This window comes from Herminiimonas fonticola, from assembly GCF_003293745.1.
GTDB lineage: Bacteria > Pseudomonadota > Gammaproteobacteria > Burkholderiales > Burkholderiaceae_D > Oxalicibacterium > Oxalicibacterium fonticola.
Genome location: NZ_PTLZ01000005.1, coordinates 58,083 through 78,679, shown reverse-complemented (window position 1 = coordinate 78,679; position 20,597 = coordinate 58,083). Strand labels below are relative to the sequence as shown.

17 protein-coding genes are annotated in these 20,597 nt (G+C 53.8%); 10 read left to right on the top strand and 7 right to left on the bottom strand.

The window, feature by feature from the left end:
- Nucleotide 1: 1 nt before the first annotated feature.
- The 6 genes from Hfont_RS14020 to Hfont_RS13995 are packed head-to-tail and all read left to right on the top strand — an operon-like array spanning nt 2 to nt 5,967.
- On the top strand, nt 2–1,168 hold the full coding sequence (locus Hfont_RS14020; RefSeq protein ID WP_181666462.1) for a branched-chain amino acid ABC transporter permease: 1,167 nt from the start codon (nt 2–4) through the stop codon (nt 1,166–1,168).
- A 47-nt stretch (nt 1,169–1,215) separates the two neighbouring features.
- Nucleotides 1,216–2,007 (top strand): ABC transporter ATP-binding protein, encoded by a 792-nt coding sequence (locus Hfont_RS14015; RefSeq protein WP_112993167.1) that lies wholly within the window; start codon nt 1,216–1,218, stop codon nt 2,005–2,007.
- Entirely contained in the window at nt 2,004–2,711 is a 708-nt protein-coding gene (locus tag Hfont_RS14010; RefSeq protein WP_112993045.1) for an ABC transporter ATP-binding protein, read from the top strand. The genes Hfont_RS14015 and Hfont_RS14010 overlap by 4 nt, the downstream gene beginning before the upstream one ends.
- A 12-nt stretch (nt 2,712–2,723) precedes the next feature.
- On the top strand, nt 2,724–4,022 hold the full coding sequence (locus Hfont_RS14005) for an amidase (protein WP_112993044.1): 1,299 nt from the start codon (nt 2,724–2,726) through the stop codon (nt 4,020–4,022).
- A gap of 10 nt (nt 4,023–4,032) precedes the next feature.
- Complete coding sequence (locus Hfont_RS14000) at nt 4,033–5,328, top strand: M20 family metallo-hydrolase (protein WP_112993043.1); 1,296 nt, start codon at nt 4,033–4,035, stop codon at nt 5,326–5,328.
- A 48-nt stretch (nt 5,329–5,376) separates the two neighbouring features.
- On the top strand, nt 5,377–5,967 hold the full coding sequence (locus tag Hfont_RS13995; protein ID WP_112993042.1) for a helix-turn-helix domain-containing protein: 591 nt from the start codon (nt 5,377–5,379) through the stop codon (nt 5,965–5,967).
- A gap of 161 nt (nt 5,968–6,128) precedes the next feature.
- On the opposite strand, the gene Hfont_RS13990 is transcribed toward Hfont_RS13995, so the two are convergent.
- Nucleotides 6,129–7,274, bottom strand: a complete 1,146-nt coding sequence (locus Hfont_RS13990) for a branched-chain amino acid ABC transporter substrate-binding protein (RefSeq protein WP_112993041.1) — start codon at nt 7,272–7,274, stop codon at nt 6,129–6,131.
- Nucleotides 7,275–7,405: 131 nt separating this feature from the next.
- Here Hfont_RS13990 and Hfont_RS13985 point away from each other — a divergent pair, with 131 nt between their 5' ends.
- On the top strand, nt 7,406–7,915 hold the full coding sequence (locus Hfont_RS13985; RefSeq protein WP_112993040.1) for an Lrp/AsnC family transcriptional regulator: 510 nt from the start codon (nt 7,406–7,408) through the stop codon (nt 7,913–7,915).
- 88 nt (nt 7,916–8,003) lie between these two features.
- Here Hfont_RS13985 and Hfont_RS13980 read toward each other — a convergent pair whose 3' ends face one another.
- The 6 genes from Hfont_RS13980 to folD all read right to left on the bottom strand — a co-directional run bounded on the left by Hfont_RS13980 (nt 8,004) and on the right by folD (nt 14,072).
- Nucleotides 8,004–9,320, bottom strand: coding sequence for a D-amino acid dehydrogenase (locus Hfont_RS13980; RefSeq protein ID WP_112993166.1), 1,317 nt, complete (start codon nt 9,318–9,320; stop codon nt 8,004–8,006).
- Between the two features lie 145 nt (nt 9,321–9,465).
- Entirely contained in the window at nt 9,466–9,942 is a 477-nt protein-coding gene (locus tag Hfont_RS13975) for a hypothetical protein (RefSeq protein WP_112993039.1), read from the bottom strand.
- Nucleotides 9,939–10,364 carry a DNA polymerase III subunit chi gene (locus tag Hfont_RS13970; protein ID WP_112993038.1) on the bottom strand — a complete coding sequence of 142 codons (426 nt, stop codon included), beginning with the start codon at nt 10,362–10,364 and terminating at the stop codon, nt 9,939–9,941. The genes Hfont_RS13975 and Hfont_RS13970 overlap by 4 nt, the downstream gene beginning before the upstream one ends.
- Before the next feature lie 37 nt (nt 10,365–10,401).
- Complete coding sequence (locus Hfont_RS13965; protein WP_112993165.1) at nt 10,402–11,016, bottom strand: glutaredoxin family protein; 615 nt, start codon at nt 11,014–11,016, stop codon at nt 10,402–10,404.
- A 123-nt stretch (nt 11,017–11,139) separates the two neighbouring features.
- Nucleotides 11,140–13,221, bottom strand: a complete 2,082-nt coding sequence (locus tag Hfont_RS13960) for a M3 family metallopeptidase (protein ID WP_112993037.1) — start codon at nt 13,219–13,221, stop codon at nt 11,140–11,142.
- Nucleotides 13,221–14,072: a bifunctional methylenetetrahydrofolate dehydrogenase/methenyltetrahydrofolate cyclohydrolase FolD gene (gene folD, locus Hfont_RS13955; protein ID WP_112993036.1), complete on the bottom strand. Its 852-nt coding sequence runs from the start codon at nt 14,070–14,072 to the stop codon at nt 13,221–13,223. The genes Hfont_RS13960 and folD overlap by 1 nt, the downstream gene beginning before the upstream one ends.
- A 359-nt stretch (nt 14,073–14,431) precedes the next feature.
- Between folD and aceE the strand changes: the two genes are divergently transcribed.
- The 3 genes from aceE to lpdA all read left to right on the top strand — a co-directional run bounded on the left by aceE (nt 14,432) and on the right by lpdA (nt 20,544).
- A complete protein-coding gene (gene aceE, locus Hfont_RS13950; RefSeq protein WP_112993035.1) occupies nt 14,432–17,128 on the top strand; it encodes a pyruvate dehydrogenase (acetyl-transferring), homodimeric type in 2,697 nt (898 codons plus the stop codon).
- Nucleotides 17,129–17,255: 127 nt separating this feature from the next.
- Complete coding sequence (gene aceF, locus Hfont_RS13945; protein ID WP_112993034.1) at nt 17,256–18,605, top strand: dihydrolipoyllysine-residue acetyltransferase; 1,350 nt, start codon at nt 17,256–17,258, stop codon at nt 18,603–18,605.
- A 109-nt stretch (nt 18,606–18,714) separates the two neighbouring features.
- Nucleotides 18,715–20,544, top strand: coding sequence for a dihydrolipoyl dehydrogenase (lpdA, locus tag Hfont_RS13940; RefSeq protein ID WP_112993033.1), 1,830 nt, complete (start codon nt 18,715–18,717; stop codon nt 20,542–20,544).
- The last annotated feature ends 53 nt before the right edge of the window (nt 20,545–20,597 follow it).

Here is a 20,597-nt window from a genome sequence, read left to right as displayed (position 1 = left end):
TATGAAAGACATTCAATTGAATAAGAAATCAGCAGCGCTGGTGCTGGGCCTGGCGACGCTCGGGATCAGTATCTACATGTGGTTGTTCCTGCATGCAGAGTCGCAATTGGCGGTCGGTGCATTGATTGTTCTGGCACTGATACTTACCTTGCTGGGGAAAAAACTGGGCACGGTAGAACGCATAGAAAAGGCAGCGGCCAGCCGTCCCGGTCTGGCGCGCGTCTGGTCACTGCTGGCTGCATTGTCATTGGTAGCTGCGTTTTACGACAGCCACTTCGTTTTGCTGATGATAGGCGGCGTCCTGTTGTATGCGATTGCCTGCATGGGTTTGACCCTGCAATTCGGATTTTCCGGAGTGAGCAATTTTTCCGGCGCGGCTTTCTTCGGCATCGGTAGTTACACCACGGCGGTGCTGGCGACGCATACCGGCTTGCCATCGTTGGCGAATATCGCGATTGCCGGAGCGGTTGCCGCAATCATCGGTTCCATCCTGATCTGGCCTGTGTTACGCACACGTGGTCACTACGCGGCTCTGGTGACGATCGCATTCGGCATCCTGTTCAAAACCTTCCTTGAAGTCAACGACGTATTGGGCGGACCGCAGGGTTTGCAAGTGCCCGGCATGACCTTGTTCGGGTATGTCTTCAACGAAAACTTTACCCTGTTTGGGATTGAGTTTTCCTTCTATGTGAACTACGTATTGTTGAGCTTGCTGCTGTTTGTCTGTGCCTTTGTGTTGATCAAGGCATTGGAGCGTTCATGGGTAGGTTTGAGCATGGACGTGGTACGAACAGATGAAACTGCCGCATCTACTTTCGGCCTGCATATCGTGCGCTGGAAAGTGATTGCCTTCACACTCGGAAATTTTTTCGCCGGTGTTGCCGGTAGCGTGTACGGCATGATGGTCGGTTTTGTCGCACCGAACAATTTCACGTTCGCCGATTCGCTGTTGCTGCTGTCGATCACGATCCTCGGCGGTCTTGGCAATGTCATCGGCCTGATTCCTGCAGCGATTATTGTCATGATGCTGCCGGAAAAACTGCAGTTCATTCAAGAGTATCGGGTCTTGTTGTATGCAGTTCTGGTGATCGGCATCTTGCTGTTCCGTCCTGATGGTTTGTTGCCGCGCAAAACACGACTGTTCTTTTCCCGGAAGGCGGCCCAATGAGCGCAATCATGAAAATAGAAGCGAATCCAGCAATGAATTCAGCAAGCATGCCTGCTACAAGTGCGAACACCCTGGTCAGCGCGCGCGATGTCACCATGCGTTTCGGCGGCCTGACCGCACTCGATCAGCTGAATCTGCACATAGTCGAAGGCGAAGTGCTCGGCCTGCTGGGCCCCAATGGCTCCGGCAAGACCACCTTTTTCAATGTGCTGACCGGCTTGTACAAGGCCAGCAGCGGCAGCATCACGTATCAGGGTCGCGAAGTGATAGGCCAGACACCACAGGAAATTTATCGCAGCGGCGTCGCGCGTACCTTCCAGCGTTCGCGTCTGTCACTGCCATTGACGGTGTTCGACAATATCGTCATCGGCGACTACCAGCACATGCAGCACGGTTTGTTTTTCAATCTGTTCCGTCGCAAGGCTTTTCGTGCCGAGTACGACGCCTATGTCGCCAAGGTTGAAGCGCTGCTCAACATCTTCAGCCCACCGTTGGTGGCACGCATGTTCGAGCCGGTGGAAACCTTCACCATGATCGATAGACGCCGCATTGAAGTATGTCGCGCACTGTTGAGCGAACCGCGTCTGCTGCTGCTCGATGAACCATCGGCCGGCATGACGCACGATGAAACAGAAGCCTTGATGGATGACATTCTGCAAGTGCGCAGCAAGTTGTCGAATCTGAGCGTGGTCTTGATCGAACATGAAATGAATGTGATCAAACGCATCACCGATCGCTGCATCGTTTTCAACTACGGCAAAAAAATTGCCGAGGGTACTTACGCGGAAATCACTGCCGATCCGAATGTACAGACCGCTTATCTGGGAGAAGATGAATGAGCAACTTGAGCGTCAAAGGACTGACTACCGGCTACGACAAGGTCAATGTATTGCATGACGTTTCTATCGACGTTGCACCTGGAAAAATCACTTGCATCCTCGGTGCCAACGGTGCCGGCAAGAGCACGCTGATACGCTCGATACTCGGCTTGACGCCGCCACGTCAGGGAGAAATTCTGTGGGGCGGGCGCAATCTGGCTGGTGAAAAAACCCATGCGATTATCGCCAGCGGCATCTCCTGCATACCGGAAGGCCGCAAGGTTTTTCCGCGCATGAGCGTGGCTGAAAATCTGGCCCTCGGCGCCTTCCTGGTCACGGATAAGTCTGTCGTGGCGCAGCGCCTGGAACGTGTCTATGAAATTTTCCCACGCCTCAAGGAACGGGCGACCCAATTTGCCGGCACCATGTCGGGTGGCGAGCAGGCCATGGTGTCCATCGGACGCGGCTTGATGGCGGAGCCGCAACTGCTGGTGATTGATGAACCGTCGCTGGGCTTGTCGCCGCTCTACGTCAAAGAAAATTTCAAGGTCATCAAGCAGATCAACGCGATGGGCATCACGGTGCTGCTGGTGGAGCAGAACGCGCGCCAGACGCTGGCGATTTCACACTATGGTTACGTGCTGTCGCAGGGCCGCGTCATGGCGCAAGGCACGGCCGAAGCATTGGCCAGCAATGACGATGTGCGTTCCGCTTACTTCGGTTGATCGGGGCGCTCATTGAAAAATTACGCTAACTCATCCCTGAAGGAACTGGCAGCATGCATTGCACGTCGTGAAGTTTCTGTGGAGGCGGTGGCACGCGCCGGCATTGCACGCATAGAAGAGTTGGAACCCGCTGTCCATGCCTGGCAACATTTTGATCCAGAGCTCGTGATCAAGCAGGCACGTCTGCTTGAGACGCAAGCGCACTCAGGTTTGTTGTACGGCCTGCCTATCGCGGTCAAGGATTTGATGGATACGGCAGATATGCCGACTACCTACGGTTCACCGATTTATGAAAATCATCGACCCTTGGTAGACGCCGCTTGTGTTGCCGCCAGCCGTAGTGCGGGTGCGGTGATCATGGGTAAAACCGTGACTACCGAGTTCGCCACTTTCCGTCCTGGAGCGACGCGTAATCCACGCGCGGTTGCCGACCATACACCTGGTGGTTCGTCCAGCGGCTCCGCTGCCGCAGTTGCCTGCGGCATGGTGCCCGCCGCATTCGCCACGCAAACAGCGGGATCGATTATTCGACCTGCTGCATATTGCGGCGTGGTTGGCTACAAACCTACTTACGGCACCTTGTCGCTGGCGGGGATCAAATCGCTGTCGCCAAGTCTGGATACCGTGGGCGTGCTGACACGCAGTGTTGGCGACGCAGCTTTTTTCATAGGTGCGCTGGCGCGTCTGCCTTTATCTGAGGGTTTGAATGCGGATGCAGCGCCGTCAAGATTGCGTATCGGTATTTGCCGTACGCCGCATTGGGAGCGCGCAGGCGAAGGTGCGCGCGCCGTGCTTGAGCAAGCCGCGCGCTTGTTGGAACAAGCCGGTGCGATCATCAGCGACGTCGATTTGCCGGCACCTTGTGCTGGCCTGACCGATGCGCAGATCCGCATCATGGGTTATGAGGCAGCGGCTGCATTTGCTCCCGAAGCGCGGACGCATCCGGAAGGTTTCAGTGATGCGTTTGCCGTTTTGCTGGAAGCAGGCAAGGCCATCGATGGCACGTCCTATGTAGCAGCTCAGGCCTTGGCTGTTGCATCGCGTCAGATGGTGACGGGCGTGTTCGACAAGGTGGATATCCTGCTTTCCCCAAGTACCGAGGGTGAGGCGCCGGCAGGACTCTCCATCACCGGCGATCCCATCTTCAATCGCATGTGGTCGCTGCTCGGCAATCCTTGCGTGCACGTTCCCTTGGGCAATGGCCCGGGCGGTATGCCATTGGGTGTGACGCTTACCGGCCCGCGCTGGGGCGATGCCCGCGTACTGTCGGCAGCAAATTTACTCGAGCGCGTTTTTGCCTCGAACAACTGAACAGGACATCATGACGAATCAAACTATGCAGGATGCATCTATTTCTCCCGCTGAAAAGACGCAAGACAGTATCAATAACGAGCGTTTGCAAAATGCGATCGCTGCACTGGCAGCGTTCGGTGGTCGCGACGATGGCGGCGTAGCACGTGAGACCTTGACGCAAATTGATCTGGATGCACGGCGTCATCTGATCGCTACCGCGCGCGCTTTGGGCTGTGAAGTAGAAACCGATGATTGTGCGAATTTGTTTTTCCGTAGGCTCGGCACGACTGACTTGCCGCCGGTACTGACAGGTAGTCACGCCGATACGCAACCGGTTGGTGGCAAGCTGGATGGTGCATATGGCGTGCTGGCCGGACTGGAAGTGATCGCCGCCTTGAATGATGCCGGTATTACTACCCGTCGTGCGATTGAAGTGGTGGCGTGGACCAATGAAGAGGGCAGTCGCTTCGGCCCCGGCGCGATGGGTTCCAGCGCCTTTGTCGATCCATCGCGTTTGCCGGCTTATCGTGAAGTACGTGATGGCGACAACATTACATTTGGCGAGGCAGTCGATGCGGCGTTGCTGGCATCCGCCGACGTGAGTCGTAGACCACTGGCGTTGCCGATCGCTTCTTGTGTAGAACTGCATATCGAACAAGGACCGGTGCTGGAACGTGCCCATGCCGCATTGGGTGTCGTGACCGGCATACAGAGTGTGCGCTGGTACAAGGTAGAGTGCATAGGCATGGCGGCACATGCCGGCACCACGCCTATGGATGAGCGTAGCGACGCGATGATGGCTGCTGTCGCTATCGCGCAGCAGTTGTATGTGTATGCGGCCAAACAGGCGGCCAGCAATTTGCGATTGACTTTGGGACGCTGGCAGGTCGGTCCGAATTCGGTGAATACAATTCCCGGCAAAGTTGATTTCACGATCGATGTGCGTTGTGTCGATGCCGATGTGCTGGAGCGTTTTGAGCAGTTTCTGGCGGAGATCACGACTAGCCATCAATGGCGCGGCAATATTTCCTTCGATTGTTTTTTTTCGCGTCCACCTACGCATTTTCCTGCCGATATGCTGAGTTTGATCGAACGCGCCTGCATGCGTGCCGGTCATCAAGCCAAGCGCGGCGATCCGCAAAAACTGACCTCGGGTGCCTTCCACGACGCCATGTATCTGGCCGAGCATTGCCCGACTGCGATGATTTTTGTGCCAAGCAAGGGCGGAATCAGTCACAATGCCGCCGAGGAAACCGCACCTGAAGATTTATACCTCGGTGTGCAAGCCCTCGCATACACATTGGTAGAGCTGGCAAATCGATAGCAGTCCGGAAAGTTCAAACCAGTTTTTTAACGAATCGAGAAATTGCAGATGAAACGCGATCCTGTCTCAAGTTCTGCGTCTGTCGAAAAAAAGGCATCAGTCTCCGGGCTTGGTGTGCGGCTGCGTCACGCTCGTTTGGTGGCAGGCTTGACCTTGATGCAGTTGTCGCAAAAAGCGGCATGTTCAGAAAGTCTGGTATCCAAGATAGAACGAGGTACGGCAACACCATCACTGGCGATGTTACATAGGCTGGCGATGGCATTGGATACCAATATCTCGACCTTGATGTCGGAAGAAATGCCGGCAGTAGGTCCGGTGTTGCGAGTGGGCGAACGGCCTGTCATCAAGACCGGTGGCATCTCGATGGAGCGTTTGGTACTACCGACGCGCGGCGGTTTGCTGCAGGCGAATATACATATCGTGGAACCGGGCGCAGCCAGTGATGGCCAGATCGAGCATGTAGGTGAAGAAGTGGGATATGTGCTGGAAGGAACAATTGAGCTGCGCCTGGGTGATGAGCGCTATATCATCGGCCCTGGCGATGTGTTTACGTTTGCCAGTAATGTGCCGCATGGTTATAGCAATGTAGGCGAGGTTGTCGCCAAGGTTTTATGGGTTAATTCTCCCGCGACGTTCTAGTGTACATGCAGTTTGAAATTGAGGATGAGTACTACAGCTCTAAAAAATAAAGCGCTCTTCGGAGCGCTTTATTTTTGTCTGTTCAGATTTATTCGTCCTGTTACAGCAATAAAAAAGCCTCGCGGTTTTGAGTCGCGAGGCTTGCATGAAACTTAAATAATTTACTTGGTGACTGCCAGTATTTCGCGTTTGCCGCCCTTGTAGGTATACAGCGTCAGCGTGCCATCCTTGATATCGCCTTTTGCATCGAAGGCAATCGTGCCGGTAATGCCCGGGTAATTGATCTTCGCCAGCTCGGGCAGATATTTGGCAGCTTCAGTCGAGCCGGCTTTTTTCATCGCTTCGACAGCGGCGAAGGTTGCATCGTAGGCGTAGGCAGCAGTGTAGACCACATCAATGCCGAAGCGTTTTTTGTACGCAGCGCGGAAATCTTCCACGCCTTTTCTACGTGCTTCCGGCACGCCGCCAGCTTCAGCGCAAACGACCTGGTTATCGGCCAGCGCATCTCCCGCCAGACCTGCTAATGAACCGGTGCAGATGCCATCGCCACCCATGAACTTGGCATTGATGCCCAGCTGTTTCATCTGGCGCATCATAGGGCCGCCAACCGCATCCATGCCGCCGAAGAAAATGATGTCGGGTTTCTTGGATTTGATAGAGGTCAGGATTGCATTGAAGTCGGTTGCCTTGTTGTTGGTGTATTGGCTGGCAACGATGGCGCCGCCTGCTCCTTTGACGCCTTTGGCGAATTCGTCGGCGACGCCTTGCCCGTATGCAGTGCGGTCATCGATGACGGCGATGCTTTTGCCACCCAGTGTTTTGACTGCGTACTGACCAAGTACCTGACCGAGTTGCGCGTCATTGGCCACTACGCGGAAAGCGGTTTTGAATCCTTGTTGCGTGTACTTTGGATTGGTCGCGGATGGCGAGATTTGCGGGATGCCGGCATTCGAGTAAATCCGTGAAGCAGGGATGGTGGTGCCTGAATTCAGATGGCCGATCACGACGGCTACTTTGGCATCGACGAGTTTTTGCGCAGCTGCGGTCGCCTGTTTCGGATCGGATGCATCGTCCTCTGCCAGCAGCTGGAATTTCACCTTCTTGCCGGCGATAGTGGTGCCTTTGGCGTTCAATTCTTCGACGGCCATTCTGGCGCCGTTTTCATTATCCTTGCCCATGTGTGCATCGGTGCCGGTGATAGGTGCGACGCTACCAATCTTGATAACTTGTTCTTGTGCCACGGCAGTCCCTGCGAGAGCAAACGCAATCAGGCCGGCCAACGGAATCATTCTGGTCTTGAACTGCATATATTTTCTCCTGAGGATTGTAAAAATACAGAGTAGCTGCAACACTGGCCATGCATGCCTCTCAAGACAAAGACCTTACAACAGAAGAAAATACGACGTAAAGTGTTTTTTCTCTGATTTACACGATTCTTATGCCCAAACTTCATACCCTAGACAAAGTTGATCGCAAGCTGTTGAACATGCTGCAGAAAGACAATCAAACGCCGACGCGCATGCTGGCTGACGCCGTGCATATTTCCCAGCCGACTTGTTTGCGCCGCATACGCGATATGCGCGAGGCTGGCATCATCAGCGCCGATGTGGCGATGATAGATCCGTTTGCGCTGGGCTACGGCATGCTGGCGTTTCTGGAAGTGTCGCTGGAAAATCAGCAGGACGAACGCATGCAGGAATTCGAGATGCGCATGAACAAGGAAGCGGAAGTGATGCAGTGCTATTTCGTATCCGGCGATTACGATTATTTTCTGGTGGTGCATGTGGTCGACATGGACGCTTACTACCAGTTCGTCCGTCGCGCGATTTCAGGTTCGGGCAATGTGCGGCATTTTCAGTCGCGCTTCCCGATGAAGCGAGCGAAGTTTGATACGCGGATTGCGTTTGACGAGAAGGCCGTTGCGCTACAGGTGCGTATCGATAAATAAGAGTAGAGGCGTAAAGAAGAGACAATTTTTTCGACATAAAAAAACGCTGCATGAAATAACATGCAGCGTTTTTTATGAGGCTTGTTTTTTAAGCTGTGATCGATTGCGGTGTGATGATGCGATCGGATGTTTGATACGGCATGCCGGTGAAGCGGAAATTCACTTCCGGCTGATGTCCGGAAACGATATCGGCCAGCGCGCGGCCCGAACCGCAACCCATGGTCCAGCCCAATGTGCCGTGACCGGTGTTGAGGAACAGATTGCTGAATTTGGTTTTGCCTATGTAAGGCACATTGGATGGCGTCAATGGGCGCAAACCAGTCCAGTAGGTAGGGTTGTCATAATCGCAGGCATCCGGAAACAATTCGCGTGTGCGGCGCGTGATCGCTTCGCAACGTGCGGTATTCAAGTCGCGCGTGTAACCATTCAATTCGCAAGTGCCTGCCACGCGCAGGCGATCGCCCAGGCGCGAGACCACCAGTTTGTAGCCGTCGTCCGTCAGGGATACTGAAGGAGCGGCGGCTGTATCGGTCACTTTGTAAGTGGCCGAATAACCCTTGCCCGGATAAATCATCAAATCAATGCCCAATGGTTTTGCCAGCGCGGTAGAAAAACTACCCATCGCCAATACAAAGGCGTCGGCGTGCAGAACTTCGTGGCGGCCTTCCGGTGTGATGACTTCCACGCCGGTGATTTTTGCGCTGGCACCGGTACCTTCGGTAATCAGGCGGGTGACCGTGGTATTGAACTGGAAGTTGACGCCGGCTGCGGCTGATTTTTGCGCTAGGCCGGAGGTGAACTTGTAGACATCGCCGGATTCGTCGTTGGCTGTGAAGTCGCCGCCGACTATCTTGTCGCGTATGCTGGCCAATGCAGGTTCGATACGGACGACTTCATCTGCGCTGATGGAATCGCGCGGACAACCCAGATCGCGCATCAGTTTGGCTGCCGGCAGCGAATCGTCGAATTCTTTTTGATCGGTATAGAAATGCAGAATGCCGCGATTCAGATTGTCGTATTCGATCCCGGTTTCAGCGCGCAAACCGACCAGAGTCTGGCGGCTGTATTCGCAGAGGGCAACGATCTGATGGATATTTTCATTGGTGCGGCCTGGCGTGCATTCACGCAGGAAGTTCAAGGCCCATTTCCACTGCAGCCATTCGGGACGGAAGCGATACAGGAGCGGGGCATCTTCCTTGCCCAGCCATTTCAAGACTTTCATGGGCGCGGCCGGATTGGCCCAAGGCTCGGCGTGCGAGACAGAAATCTGGCAGCCATTGGCAAAGCTGGTTTCCTGTGCGGCACCAGGCTGACGATCAATCACGGTTACATCGTGCCCCGCTTTGTTTAAAAACCATGCGGATGCAGTACCGATGATGCCTGAACCCAAGACAATTACTTTCATTTCAATTTCCGCCATTGTTGTTGTGCAATGGCTTAATTGTAAAAAATTATCTATTTTTTAGGTGTTCATTATTGCGTCAAATATTTATGTAAAAAATTATATGGCCATTATTTTTGTTTTAAAAAACAAAAAATTTAATATAAATTTATTTTTTTGAAAATTGGATGTTGTCGATTTCTTGCGCCACGGCATCGCTGACCGCTTCGCCCAACGTCTGATACAAACCTGCTTTTATCTCTTCCACCGCTCGTTGCAGACTAGCGGAAAGTACTTCGTGCAGGCGCTCTTCCAGCACGGTATCAAGGCGTTCCAGCAATTGTGTAAGCACGCGCTCACTTATCTTTTGCTCCATCCGCGTCCACTCCTCATCCAGCCAGCCAGTGATCGGGGCGTGTTCTATCGGGGTGAGCGGCGCTTCTATTTCCACTTGCAGCACAGGAATGTCTGCCAGATCTTCGACGGTTGTTTCTATTGCTCGTGCAGTAAGGAATGCAGGAAGAGGTGTAGCAGTCGAGGCAGGAGCTTGAACGGGAATTGAAGCGGGCTGAGGTGCAACGCGCGGCGGCGTCACGATGACTTCGGTAAGAACCGGAATGCCGGAATCCTGTGTGGGTTTGTTCATGAGCTTTCAGCCACAAAGTGGGTCAGCGGATAGCCGCGCTGTTTGTAATAACTATAGCGCTCGCGTCCGGATGCCTTGTCGCCATCGTCGGCCGCAACGACTTCAAACATGCGTTCAAAGCGCGCGAAGTGCTCGGGCGGCGTATCCGACAGATTGATCAGAATCTGATGATGCGGCGATTCCATCGCTTGTTCGGTGGTCAGCAGGATAGGTGTTTGCGCGGCCAGCGCATCGTCGATCATCACATGCGGCAGAAAGTCATGTTCGGAAAACGTCCACAAGGCTTCATCCAGCGCAGCAAGTTGCGCGCTATCTTTGGCAAGAATCACCAGTTGAAAGTTGGCATTGCGTGCCTTGCGCGCAAGTCTGCATGCGTACAAGATTTTGTCTGGAACATTGCTGTGAAAGTCGATACGCGTCATAAGTTAAGGCTAAATTTGAATCAGGAAAAACTAAAACTTAAAAACGGAAACCCGGTGGCGCATTGCCGGTAGCTGGCAGTGTATCGGTAGGTGGCGCGGGTGGTGTGTTATCAGCAGTCTTGGCTTCTGCAGCTTTTGGTTTTGGTGCAGCCGATTCAGGCGCTGGATTGCGATAGCTTTTCGGTAATTGGTTACTTGCCGGATAGCCGGCACTGGTCAATGCGCTATCCCATAATTCGGAATTAAAACCGGTTTGCTTTTGTGAACCTATCGTCGCGAATGGCAATTGTTTGTCGCCACCGACTTGTTTCAGGCGCGCGATCTCTTCATTGTTGTTGACGGTTTTTTCGGTGTAGGGAACACCGCGAGTATTCAGCAAATTACGCGCATCTGTACATGCTTCGCACTTGGTCGTTGTATACAGAGTAACCGGACTGTTTTTGACGGCTTGGGCAAGTTCATACGGCAAGCCGGCAGTAGACGGGCCGGTGGCGAGCGCCTTCTCTTCCACTTTTTTCACGGACGATGGCGGTGGTGTGTCGCTGTAAGTGATCTTGCCATCAGGCGCGACCCATTTATATAGTTGAGCGTGCGCATAGCCCGAAAGCAGCAATGTGATCACTAGTGAAAGCGGCAGCAAACCTTTTTTCATCTTGTTGTCCCGTGTATCGTTTTGTGGAAACGTGTTGCAGTAGAACTCTTGCATTACAACGTGTGCATTGCAGCTATATTGCACAAGCGGATCATTGATTGATGATCCGCTTGTTTTGCACGACTAGGCTGCCATGCCGCTGTGACGCAACAAGGCATCGATAGTCGGTTCGCGGCCACGGAAGGCCTTGAACGAATCGATAGCCGGCCGTGAACCGCCCATCGCCAGAATCTCGCGCAGGAAGCGTGCACCGGTGTCGCCGGACAAAACATTGCCGCTCGCTTTACCTGCTTCCTCGAACGCGCCATAGGCATCGGCAGACAAGACTTCAGCCCATTTGTAGCTATAGTAACCGGCTGCATAGCCGCCGGCAAAGATATGCGAGAACGAGTGTTGGAAGCGGTTGAATTCCGGTGGCGTCATGACCGAAACTTGTGCACGCACCGCGTTCAACACGTCTTGCACGCTTTGCTTGCCCGCTGGTTGATAATCGTAATGCAGGTGCATATCGAACAATGAGAACTCAACCTGGCGCAAGGTCTGCAGGCCGGACTGGAAATTTTTCGCAGCGATCATCTTGTCGAACAATGCGCGCGGCAAGGCGGCACCGGTATCGGCATGCGCAGTCATGTGCTGCAGCACATCCCATTCCCAGCAAAAGTTTTCCATGAACTGCGATGGCAATTCAACTGCATCCCATTCAACGCCGGAGATACCCGACACGCCCAGTTCATCGACGCGCGTCAGCATGTGGTGCAAACCGTGGCCGAATTCATGGAATAGCGTAATCACTTCATCATGCGTGAACAGCGCCGGTTTGGTTTTGCCATTGATGACAGCGGGTTCGGTGAAGTTGCAGGTCAGGTAAGCGACGGGTGTCTGGATGCCATCCATGTCGTTAGTGCCTTCGAGGCGGCGGCGACCGCGCGCATCATCCATCCATGCGCCGCCGCGTTTGCCCTGGCGTGCGTACAGATCAATATAGAACTGGCCGATCAGCGCGCCATCTTTTTCTATGCGGAAGAACTTCACATCCGGATGCCAGACCGGTGCGCTGTCGGGTTTGATCGCGACCGAGAACAGTGTCTCGATTGTGCGGAACAAGCCGGCGATGACTTTCGGCTCAGGGAAATACTGTTTCACTTCCTGTTCGGAAAACGCATAGCGTTGTTCACGCAGTTTTTCCGACGCATAAGTAACATCCCATGCTTCCAGCTTTTCTATGCCCAGTTCTTTTTGCGCAAAGCTGCGCAGCTCAGCTAAATCTTTTTCAGCAAACGGACGTGCGCGCTTGGCCAGGTCTTGCAGGAAGCCGATGACTTGATCTGGTGTTTGCGCCATCTTCGAGACAAGCGACACTTCAGCGTAATTTTTATAGCCCAGCAATTTTGCTTCTTCATCGCGCAATTGCAGGATGTCTACGATGTTTTGCGTATTGTCCCAGGCTGGTTGATTCGCAAGCTCGGATGCCTTGGTCGCATTGGCGCGATAAATCGTTTCGCGCAGGCTGCGTTTGTCTGCGTATTGCAGGATAGGGAAATACGAAGGGAAGTGCAGCGTGAATTTATAGCCGCTCTTGTCATCTTTTTCGGCCGCAGCGCGCGCGGCCTGCTTCGCATCGTCGGGCAAGCCTGCAAGTTCTGCTTCGTCTTCAACGAACAAGGCGTAATCATTTGTCGCGTCGAGTATGTTTTCAGAAAACCTGGTGGTGAGTGCCGCGTGCTTCTCTTGAATCTCGGCGAAGCGCGGTTTATCTTCTTCCGACAATTCGGCGCCACCAAGGCGGAAGTCGCGCACTGCGTTTTCAATAATCTTTTTACGTGCCGCTGAATAACCGGCGTAATCCGGGCCGAGTTGCAGCGCCTTGTAATTAGTAAATAGCGTCAGGTTCTGTGCCAGTGCGGTCCAGAACTCGGTGATCTTCGGCTGGTTTTCGTTATACGCAGCACGCAGTTCAGGCGTATCGACGACGGCATTCAAATGACCAACGATGCCCCACGCGCGGCTGAGTTTTTCGGTGACGTTTTCCAAAGGTTCGACAAAGTTTTCCCATGTCACTTGCGCAATCGGTTCTTCAAGTTCTTTGACGACATTGCGACATTGATCCAGCAGGCTGTCGATTGCAGGTCCGATATGGTCGGGTTTGATCGCAGCAAATTGTGGAAGGTCGGAAAAATCCAGCAGCGGGTTAAGGGCAATATTCATCAGTTGGTTTCTCTCTCTGCTGCTTCTATGGTGTTCACCAGAAGCATGGTAATGGTCATGGGACCAACACCGCCCGGGACTGGCGAGATGTGGCCGGCGACTTCCTTGGCTGCAGCGAAATCGACATCGCCACACAGTTTGCCGTTGTCATCACGGTTGATGCCGACGTCGATCACGATGGCGCCCGGTTTGATCATGTCGGCGGTCAGGGTGTTGCGACGTCCGGTGGCCGCCACGACGATGTCGGCTTGACGTGTGTGATAGCCGAGATCGGCAGTTCCACTGTGACAGATGGTGACGGTGGCGTTGGCTTGCAAGAGCAATAATGCCATCGGTTTGCCTACTGTATTACTACGGCCGATGACGACGGCATGCTTGCCGGCGATTTTAGTGCCTGTGCTTTCAATCAGTTTCATGCAGCCGTATGGCGTACAAGGGCGAAAGCCCGGCAGGCCGGTCAGCAACTCGCCAGCGCTTAATACTGAATAGCCATCCACGTCCTTGCGCGGCGAGATCGCTTCGATCACTTTGGTCGGATCAATATGTTTAGGCAAAGGCATCTGAACCAGAATGCCGTGAATTTTCGGATCATTGTTCAGTGCAGCAATGCGCGCCAGCAGGGCGGCTTCTGTCATATCAGCTTGGTATTTTTCCAGCAGCGAGAACACGCCATTGTCTTCACATGCCTTGACCTTGTTGCGCACATAAACCTGCGAGGCAGGATCGGCGCCAACCAGAATTACGGCCAGGCCGGGTTGATTGCCTTTAGCGGTTAACGCGGCGGCACGGGCTGCTACGTCCTGGCGAAGTTGTTGGGAAAGCAAATTGCCGTCAATGATTTGTGCGCTCATGAATGGATAATGTGATTAAGAATGTAAGTAAGAGTCTGACTGGGCAGAAAGACTGATTATAAGGGACGTGAATAAAGCTGATGCAAAAGCAGGCTGGATGAAGTTGTCAGGATTGCGTAAGCTCGCTATTCGCAAGCCACTTTTATGTTTGCAGCGTGGATTCAAAAATAGGCTAAAAGCCTTTAAAAATGCTGCTTTGCGACATAATTTCGCATTATGGTAAATGATATCGTCATTTGAAAATAACAAAAACTGCTGTTAAACTCGGCGCAATCTGCAGGACTATATGTGTTATCAGTTTCAAAAATGACGCCCGTTTTTACAAAAAACGGCATTAAAGATAAATCAGGAGACAAACGATGTCAGCCCAAATCGACCAGGTATTGGCGCAAGCCGCCAACGACCCAGATGTAATGGAAACGCAAGAGTGGCTTGATGCCCTCGAAGCGGTTATCGAAAACGAGGGCCCTGACCGCGCTCATTATCTGATGGAGCGCCTGATTGATCTGGCACGTCGTCGCGGCGCGCAAGTTCCATTCTCCAGCACTACTGCATATGTAAACACCATCCCTGCCGACATGGGCGACAACTCGCCGGGCAATCAGGAATACGAAGAGCGCCTGCGCTCGTGGATGCGCTGGAACGCGATGGCGATGGTCGTCAAAGCCAACCGCGTTGATGGCGATCTGGGCGGTCATATCTCCAGCTTCGCTTCGCTCGCCAACATGCTGGGCACCGGCTTCAATCATTTCTGGCATGCGCCTACCGAAGATCACGGTGGCGATCTGTTGTACATCCAGGGCCATTCATCGCCTGGCGTTTATGCTCGCGCTTTCCTCGAAGGCCGCTTGAGCGAAGAACAATTGATCAACTTCCGTCGTGAAGTTGATGGCAAAGGCTTATCTTCCTATCCGCATCCAAAACTGATGCCGGATTTCTGGCAGTTCCCGACTGTGTCCATGGGCCTCGGTCCGTTGATGGCGATTTATCAGGCGCGCTTCCTGAAGTATCTGCATGCACGCGATCTGGCTAAAACCGATAACCGCAAGGTCTGGGTATTCTGCGGCGATGGCGAGATGGATGAAGTCGAATCGATGGGCGCTATCGGCGTTGCCGGTCGCGAACAACTCGACAATCTGGTGATGGTTGTCAACTGTAATCTGCAGCGTCTGGACGGCCCGGTACGCGGCAACGGCAAGATCATCCAGGAACTCGAAGGCGAATTCCGCGGTGCCGGCTGGAACGTCATCAAGATCATCTGGGGTTCGAACTGGGACCCATTGCTGGTCAAAGACAAAGAAGGCATTTTGCAGCGCGTGATGATGGAAACGCTGGACGGCGAATACCAGAATTACAAAGCCAAGGATGGCGCTTACGTGCGCAAACATTTTTTCGGCAAGCATCCAAAATTGCTGGAAATGGTTTCACGCATGTCGGACGACGACATCTGGCATCTGCTGCGCGGTGGTCACGATCCACACAAGGTTTATGCCGGCTTCAAGCAAGCGCAAGAACACAAAGGTCAACCGACAGTGCTGCTGGTCAAAACCGTCAAAGGTTATGGCATGGGCAAATCGGGTGAAGCGCGTAACACTGCGCATCAAACCAAAAAACTCGACGACGAAGCAGTGCGTGAAATGCGCGACCGCTTCAATCTGCCTATCGCTGACGAACATCTGGCCGACATCCCATTCTTCAAACCGGCTGATGACTCGCCTGAGATGAAGTATCTGCACGAACGTCGTGCGGCACTCGGCGGTTACCTGCCACAGCGTCGTCAACAAGCAGATGAAAAATTGCCGGTGCCGGAACTCGCAGCATTCAAAGCGGTCTTGGATCCAACTGCAGAAGGTCGTGAAATCTCGACCACGCAAGCGTATGTGCGCATCATGTCCATCCTGTTGCGCGATGCGAACCTGGGTCAACGTCTGGTACCGATCCTGGTCGATGAATCCCGTACCTTTGGTATGGAAGGCTTGTTCCGTCAAATCGGTATTTACAATCGCGAAGGCCAGTTGTACGAGCCGGTTGATAAAGACCAGGTCAGCTACTACCGCGAAGATAAAGCCGGTCAGATTCTGCAAGAGGGTATTAACGAAGCAGGTGCGATGGCATCGTGGATTGCGGCGGCAACGTCGTACTCGACCAACAACCGCATCATGGTGCCGTTCTACACCTTCTACTCGATGTTTGGTCTGCAACGCATCGGCGATCTGGCATGGGCAGCGGGCGACATGCGTGCACGCGGCTTCCTGCTCGGCGGCACGGCTGGTCGCACCACATTGAACGGCGAAGGCTTGCAGCACGAAGATGGTCACAGCCACATCCTGGCGTCGACGATCCCGAACTGCGTACCTTACGATCCAACCTTCGCACATGAAGTCGCAGTCATCATGCAAGATGGCTTGAAGCGCATGATCGAAAATCAGGAAGACGTGTTCTATTACATCACCCTGATGAACGAGAACTACGCACAACCTGGTTTGAAACCAGGTACCGAAGCCGACATCATCAAAGGCTTGTACCTGCTGCAGGAAGGTGCGAAGAAATCGAAAAACCGCGTGCAACTGATGGGCTCAGGCACCATCCTGCGCGAAGTGATCGCCGCTGCCGATTTGTTGAAAGACGACTGGGGCATCGTGGCAGACGTCTGGTCCGCACCATCGTTCACACTGCTGGCGCGCGATGGTCAGGATGTAGAACGCTGGAACATGTTGCACCCGGCCGATGCACCGCGCGTCGCACACGTCACCCAATCGCTGCAAGGCACAACCGGTCCTATCGTTGTCGCTACCGATTACATGCGTACCTTCGCTGAACAAGTACGTGCTTTCATTCCGAAAGAACGCACTTACAAAGTGTTGGGCACAGACGGTTTCGGTCGTTCGGACAGCCGTGCAAAACTGCGCGAATTCTTTGAGGTCAATCGTTACTTCGTGACGATTGCAGCACTCAAGGCATTGGCCGATGAAGGTGCGATTTCCGTTTCAGTGGTGGCACAAGCTATCGCCAAATACGGTATCAATCCAGAAAAAGTCAATCCGGTAACGCTGTAATCCACATACAAAAATCCTTCCTCATCAATGAGGTGACGGGGATGCAGATGGCGCGCAAAAATAACTGCCAACCATTTGCTTCCCCGCTGTCATGATGATGAACACGCAAACAAGCGGAGAGTGAACGATGAGCACGGTTGAAGTCAAAGTCCCGGATATCGGCGATTTCAAGGAAGTTGAAATCATTGAATTGTTAGTCAAGGTAGGCGATACGATCAAAGTCGATCAATCGCTGATCACGGTTGAGTCCGACAAGGCAAGTATGGAAATTCCATCCAGCCACGCCGGTGTCGTGAAAGAAATCAAAGTCAAACTCGGTGACAAGGTTGCCGAAGGCTCCTTGTTGTTGATGGTAGAAGCGGCAGCCGCTGATGCAGCATCTGCTCCTGCCGCAGCGCCTGCGCCTGTAGAAGCTCCTAAAGCAGAATCAGTGAAAGCTGCCGAGCCTGCACCAGTTGTACAAGCAGCCGCACCTGCTCCTGTCGCGCCACCTGCGCCAGTTGCTGCACCAGCAGCTGCGGCACCAGCCACAGTAGCAAATGCAAAAGCGCACGCATCGCCATCGATACGCAAGTTCGCGCGCGAACTCGGTGTTGATCTTGGCATCGTGGCCGGCTCCGGCCCTAAAGGCCGCATCACGCAAGAAGACGTACAGAACTATGTAAAAGGCGTGTTGGCTGCCGGTCCTGTTTCAGCTTCAGTCGCTGCAGCGCCAAGCACATCGCGCGGCGGTGCAGGTCTCGATCTGTTGCCATGGCCATCGCTGGATTTCAGCAAGTTCGGCACCACGACTTTGCTGCCTTTGTCGCGCATCAAGAAAATCAGCGGCCCGAATCTGCATCGCAACTGGGTCATGATTCCGCACGTCACGCAATACGACGAAGCCGATGTGACCGAGCTGGAAGAACTGCGTAAATCGAGCAACACCGCGCTGGCTAAATCCGGCGTCAAGTTGACGATGCTCGCATTCGTCATCAAGGCTTGTGTCGCCGCCCTGAAAAAATATCCAGAGTTCAATTCCTCGCTCGACGCAGCCGGCGAAAACCTGATTCTCAAGCAGTACTACAACATCGGTTTTGCCGCCGACACGCCGCAAGGTCTGGTGGTGCCCGTCGTCAAGGGCGTCGATCAAAAGACCGTCACGCAAATCGCGCAAGAGATGGGCGAGTTGTCGGCGCAGGCACGCGAAGGCAAATTGAAACCTGCCGACATGCAAGGCGCGACCTTCACGATTTCGTCGCTGGGCGGCATTGGCGGTACGTATTTCACACCGCTGATCAATGCACCTGAAGTCGCCATCATCGGCTTGTCAAAAACTTCGATGAAACCAGTCTGGGATGGCAAGCAATTCGTGCCGCGCCTGATCATGCCTTTGTCGCTGTCCTACGATCACCGCGTGATCGATGGCGCGCAAGGCGCACGTTTCGTGACTTACCTGAGCGAAATGCTGGCTGACTTGCGCAAGTCGCTGCTGTAACCGTCAGGTCGCAATTGCGTCATCAGTAAAACGATCAGTCCATGTTTCTGCCTGCTGCTAAGTGTGAACAGCGCAGGCAGAACGAGATGAAAAATACGGAGCTAAAGCGATGAGCACGATAGAAGTCAAAGTCCCCGATATCGGCGATTTCAAGGAAGTGGAAATCATCGAACTGCTGGTCAATGTGGGCGATACGATCAAGGTTGATCAATCTCTGATCACAGTCGAATCCGACAAAGCCAGCATGGAAATTCCAGCCAGCCACGCTGGTGTCATCAAAGAGTTGAAAGTCAAACTCGGTGACAAGGTTGCGGAAGGTTCGCTGCTGTTGATTCTGGAAGCCTCCGAAAGTGCTGCAGCTCCTGCCGCCGCACCGGCACCAGCTGCAGCAGCTACTCCCGCACCTGTTGCAGCCCCAACACCAGCCGCCGCTCCTGCAAAAGCCGCTGCGCCTGTGTCAGCGCCTGCCGCGGTTGCTACAGCTGCCCCGGCCGCAGCCAGCTTCGCCGGCAAAGCGGATATCGAATGCGACATGATGGTTCTCGGCGCAGGTCCTGGCGGTTACTCTGCTGCGTTCCGCTCCGCTGATCTCGGTTTGTCCACAGTGTTGATCGAGCGTTACTCAACACTAGGTGGCGTTTGCTTGAACGTCGGTTGCATTCCATCCAAGGCACTGCTGCACGTTGCGGCAGTCATCGATGAAACCGCAGCGATGGCAGCACATGGTGTTACCTTCGGCAAACCGCAAATCGATATCGATGCGTTGCGCGGCTACAAGGAAAAAGTCATAGGCAAGATGACCACCGGTTTGTCCGGCATGGCCAAGGCACGCAAGGTCAATGTCGTGCAGGGCGTCGGTCAGTTTGTCGGCACCAATCACATAGAAGTCACCGCGGCCGACGGCAGCAAAAAGACTATCCAGTTCAAGCAAGCGATCATCGCTGCCGGTTCATCGGTTGTGAACTTGCCTTTCGTTCCTGAAGATCCACGCATCGTCGATTCGACAGGTGCGCTCGAATTGCGCAGCGTGCCTAAACGCATGCTCGTCATCGGCGGCGGCATCATCGGCCTGGAAATGGCAACCGTCTATTCAACCCTCGGTGCGCGCATCGACGTGGTGGAAATGCTGGATGGCTTGATGCAAGGCGCAGATCGCGACATGGTCAAGGTCTGGCAAAAATTCAACGAGAAGCGCTTCGACAAAATCATGTTGAAGACAAAAACCGTTGCGGTCGAAGCGTTGAAAGAAGGCATCAAGGTTTTTTTTGAAGCGGCAGAGGCAGGCGTCACTGCGCCAGAACCGCAAGTCTACGACATGGTATTGGTCGCAGTCGGTCGCAGCCCGAACGGCAAGAAGATTGCTGCCGACAAGGCCGGCGTTGCTGTCACCGATCGCGGCTTCATCGCAGTCGATGCGCAAATGCGTACCAACGTCCCGTACATCTTCGCCATCGGCGATCTGGTCGGCCAACCTATGCTTGCACACAAGGCCGTGCATGAAGCACACGTTGCAGCAGAAGCCGCAGCTGGTGAGAAGGCCTACTTCGACGCACGCGTGATTCCATCCGTTGCCTACACCGATCCTGAAGTCGCATGGGTCGGCATCACCGAAGACGAAGCCAGAGCCAAAGGCATCAAACTCGAAAAAGGTCACTTCCCATGGGCAGCATCAGGCCGCGCAGTAGCCAACGGTCGCGATGAAGGCTTCACCAAACTGCTGTTCGATGCAGAAACACATCGCATCGTCGGTGGTGGTATCGTCGGCACGCACGCAGGCGACATGATTGGTGAAATCGCGTTGGCGATCGAGATGGGTGCAGATGCGGTTGATATCGGCAAGACCATACATCCGCATCCAACCTTGGGCGAATCGATAGGTATGGCGGCGGAAGTGTACAAAGGTGTTTGTACTGATTTGCCACCGATGAAGAAAAAATAAGTCTTCATTTGAGTTAATAAAAAAGCGACGCATTGCGTCGCTTTTTTATTGAG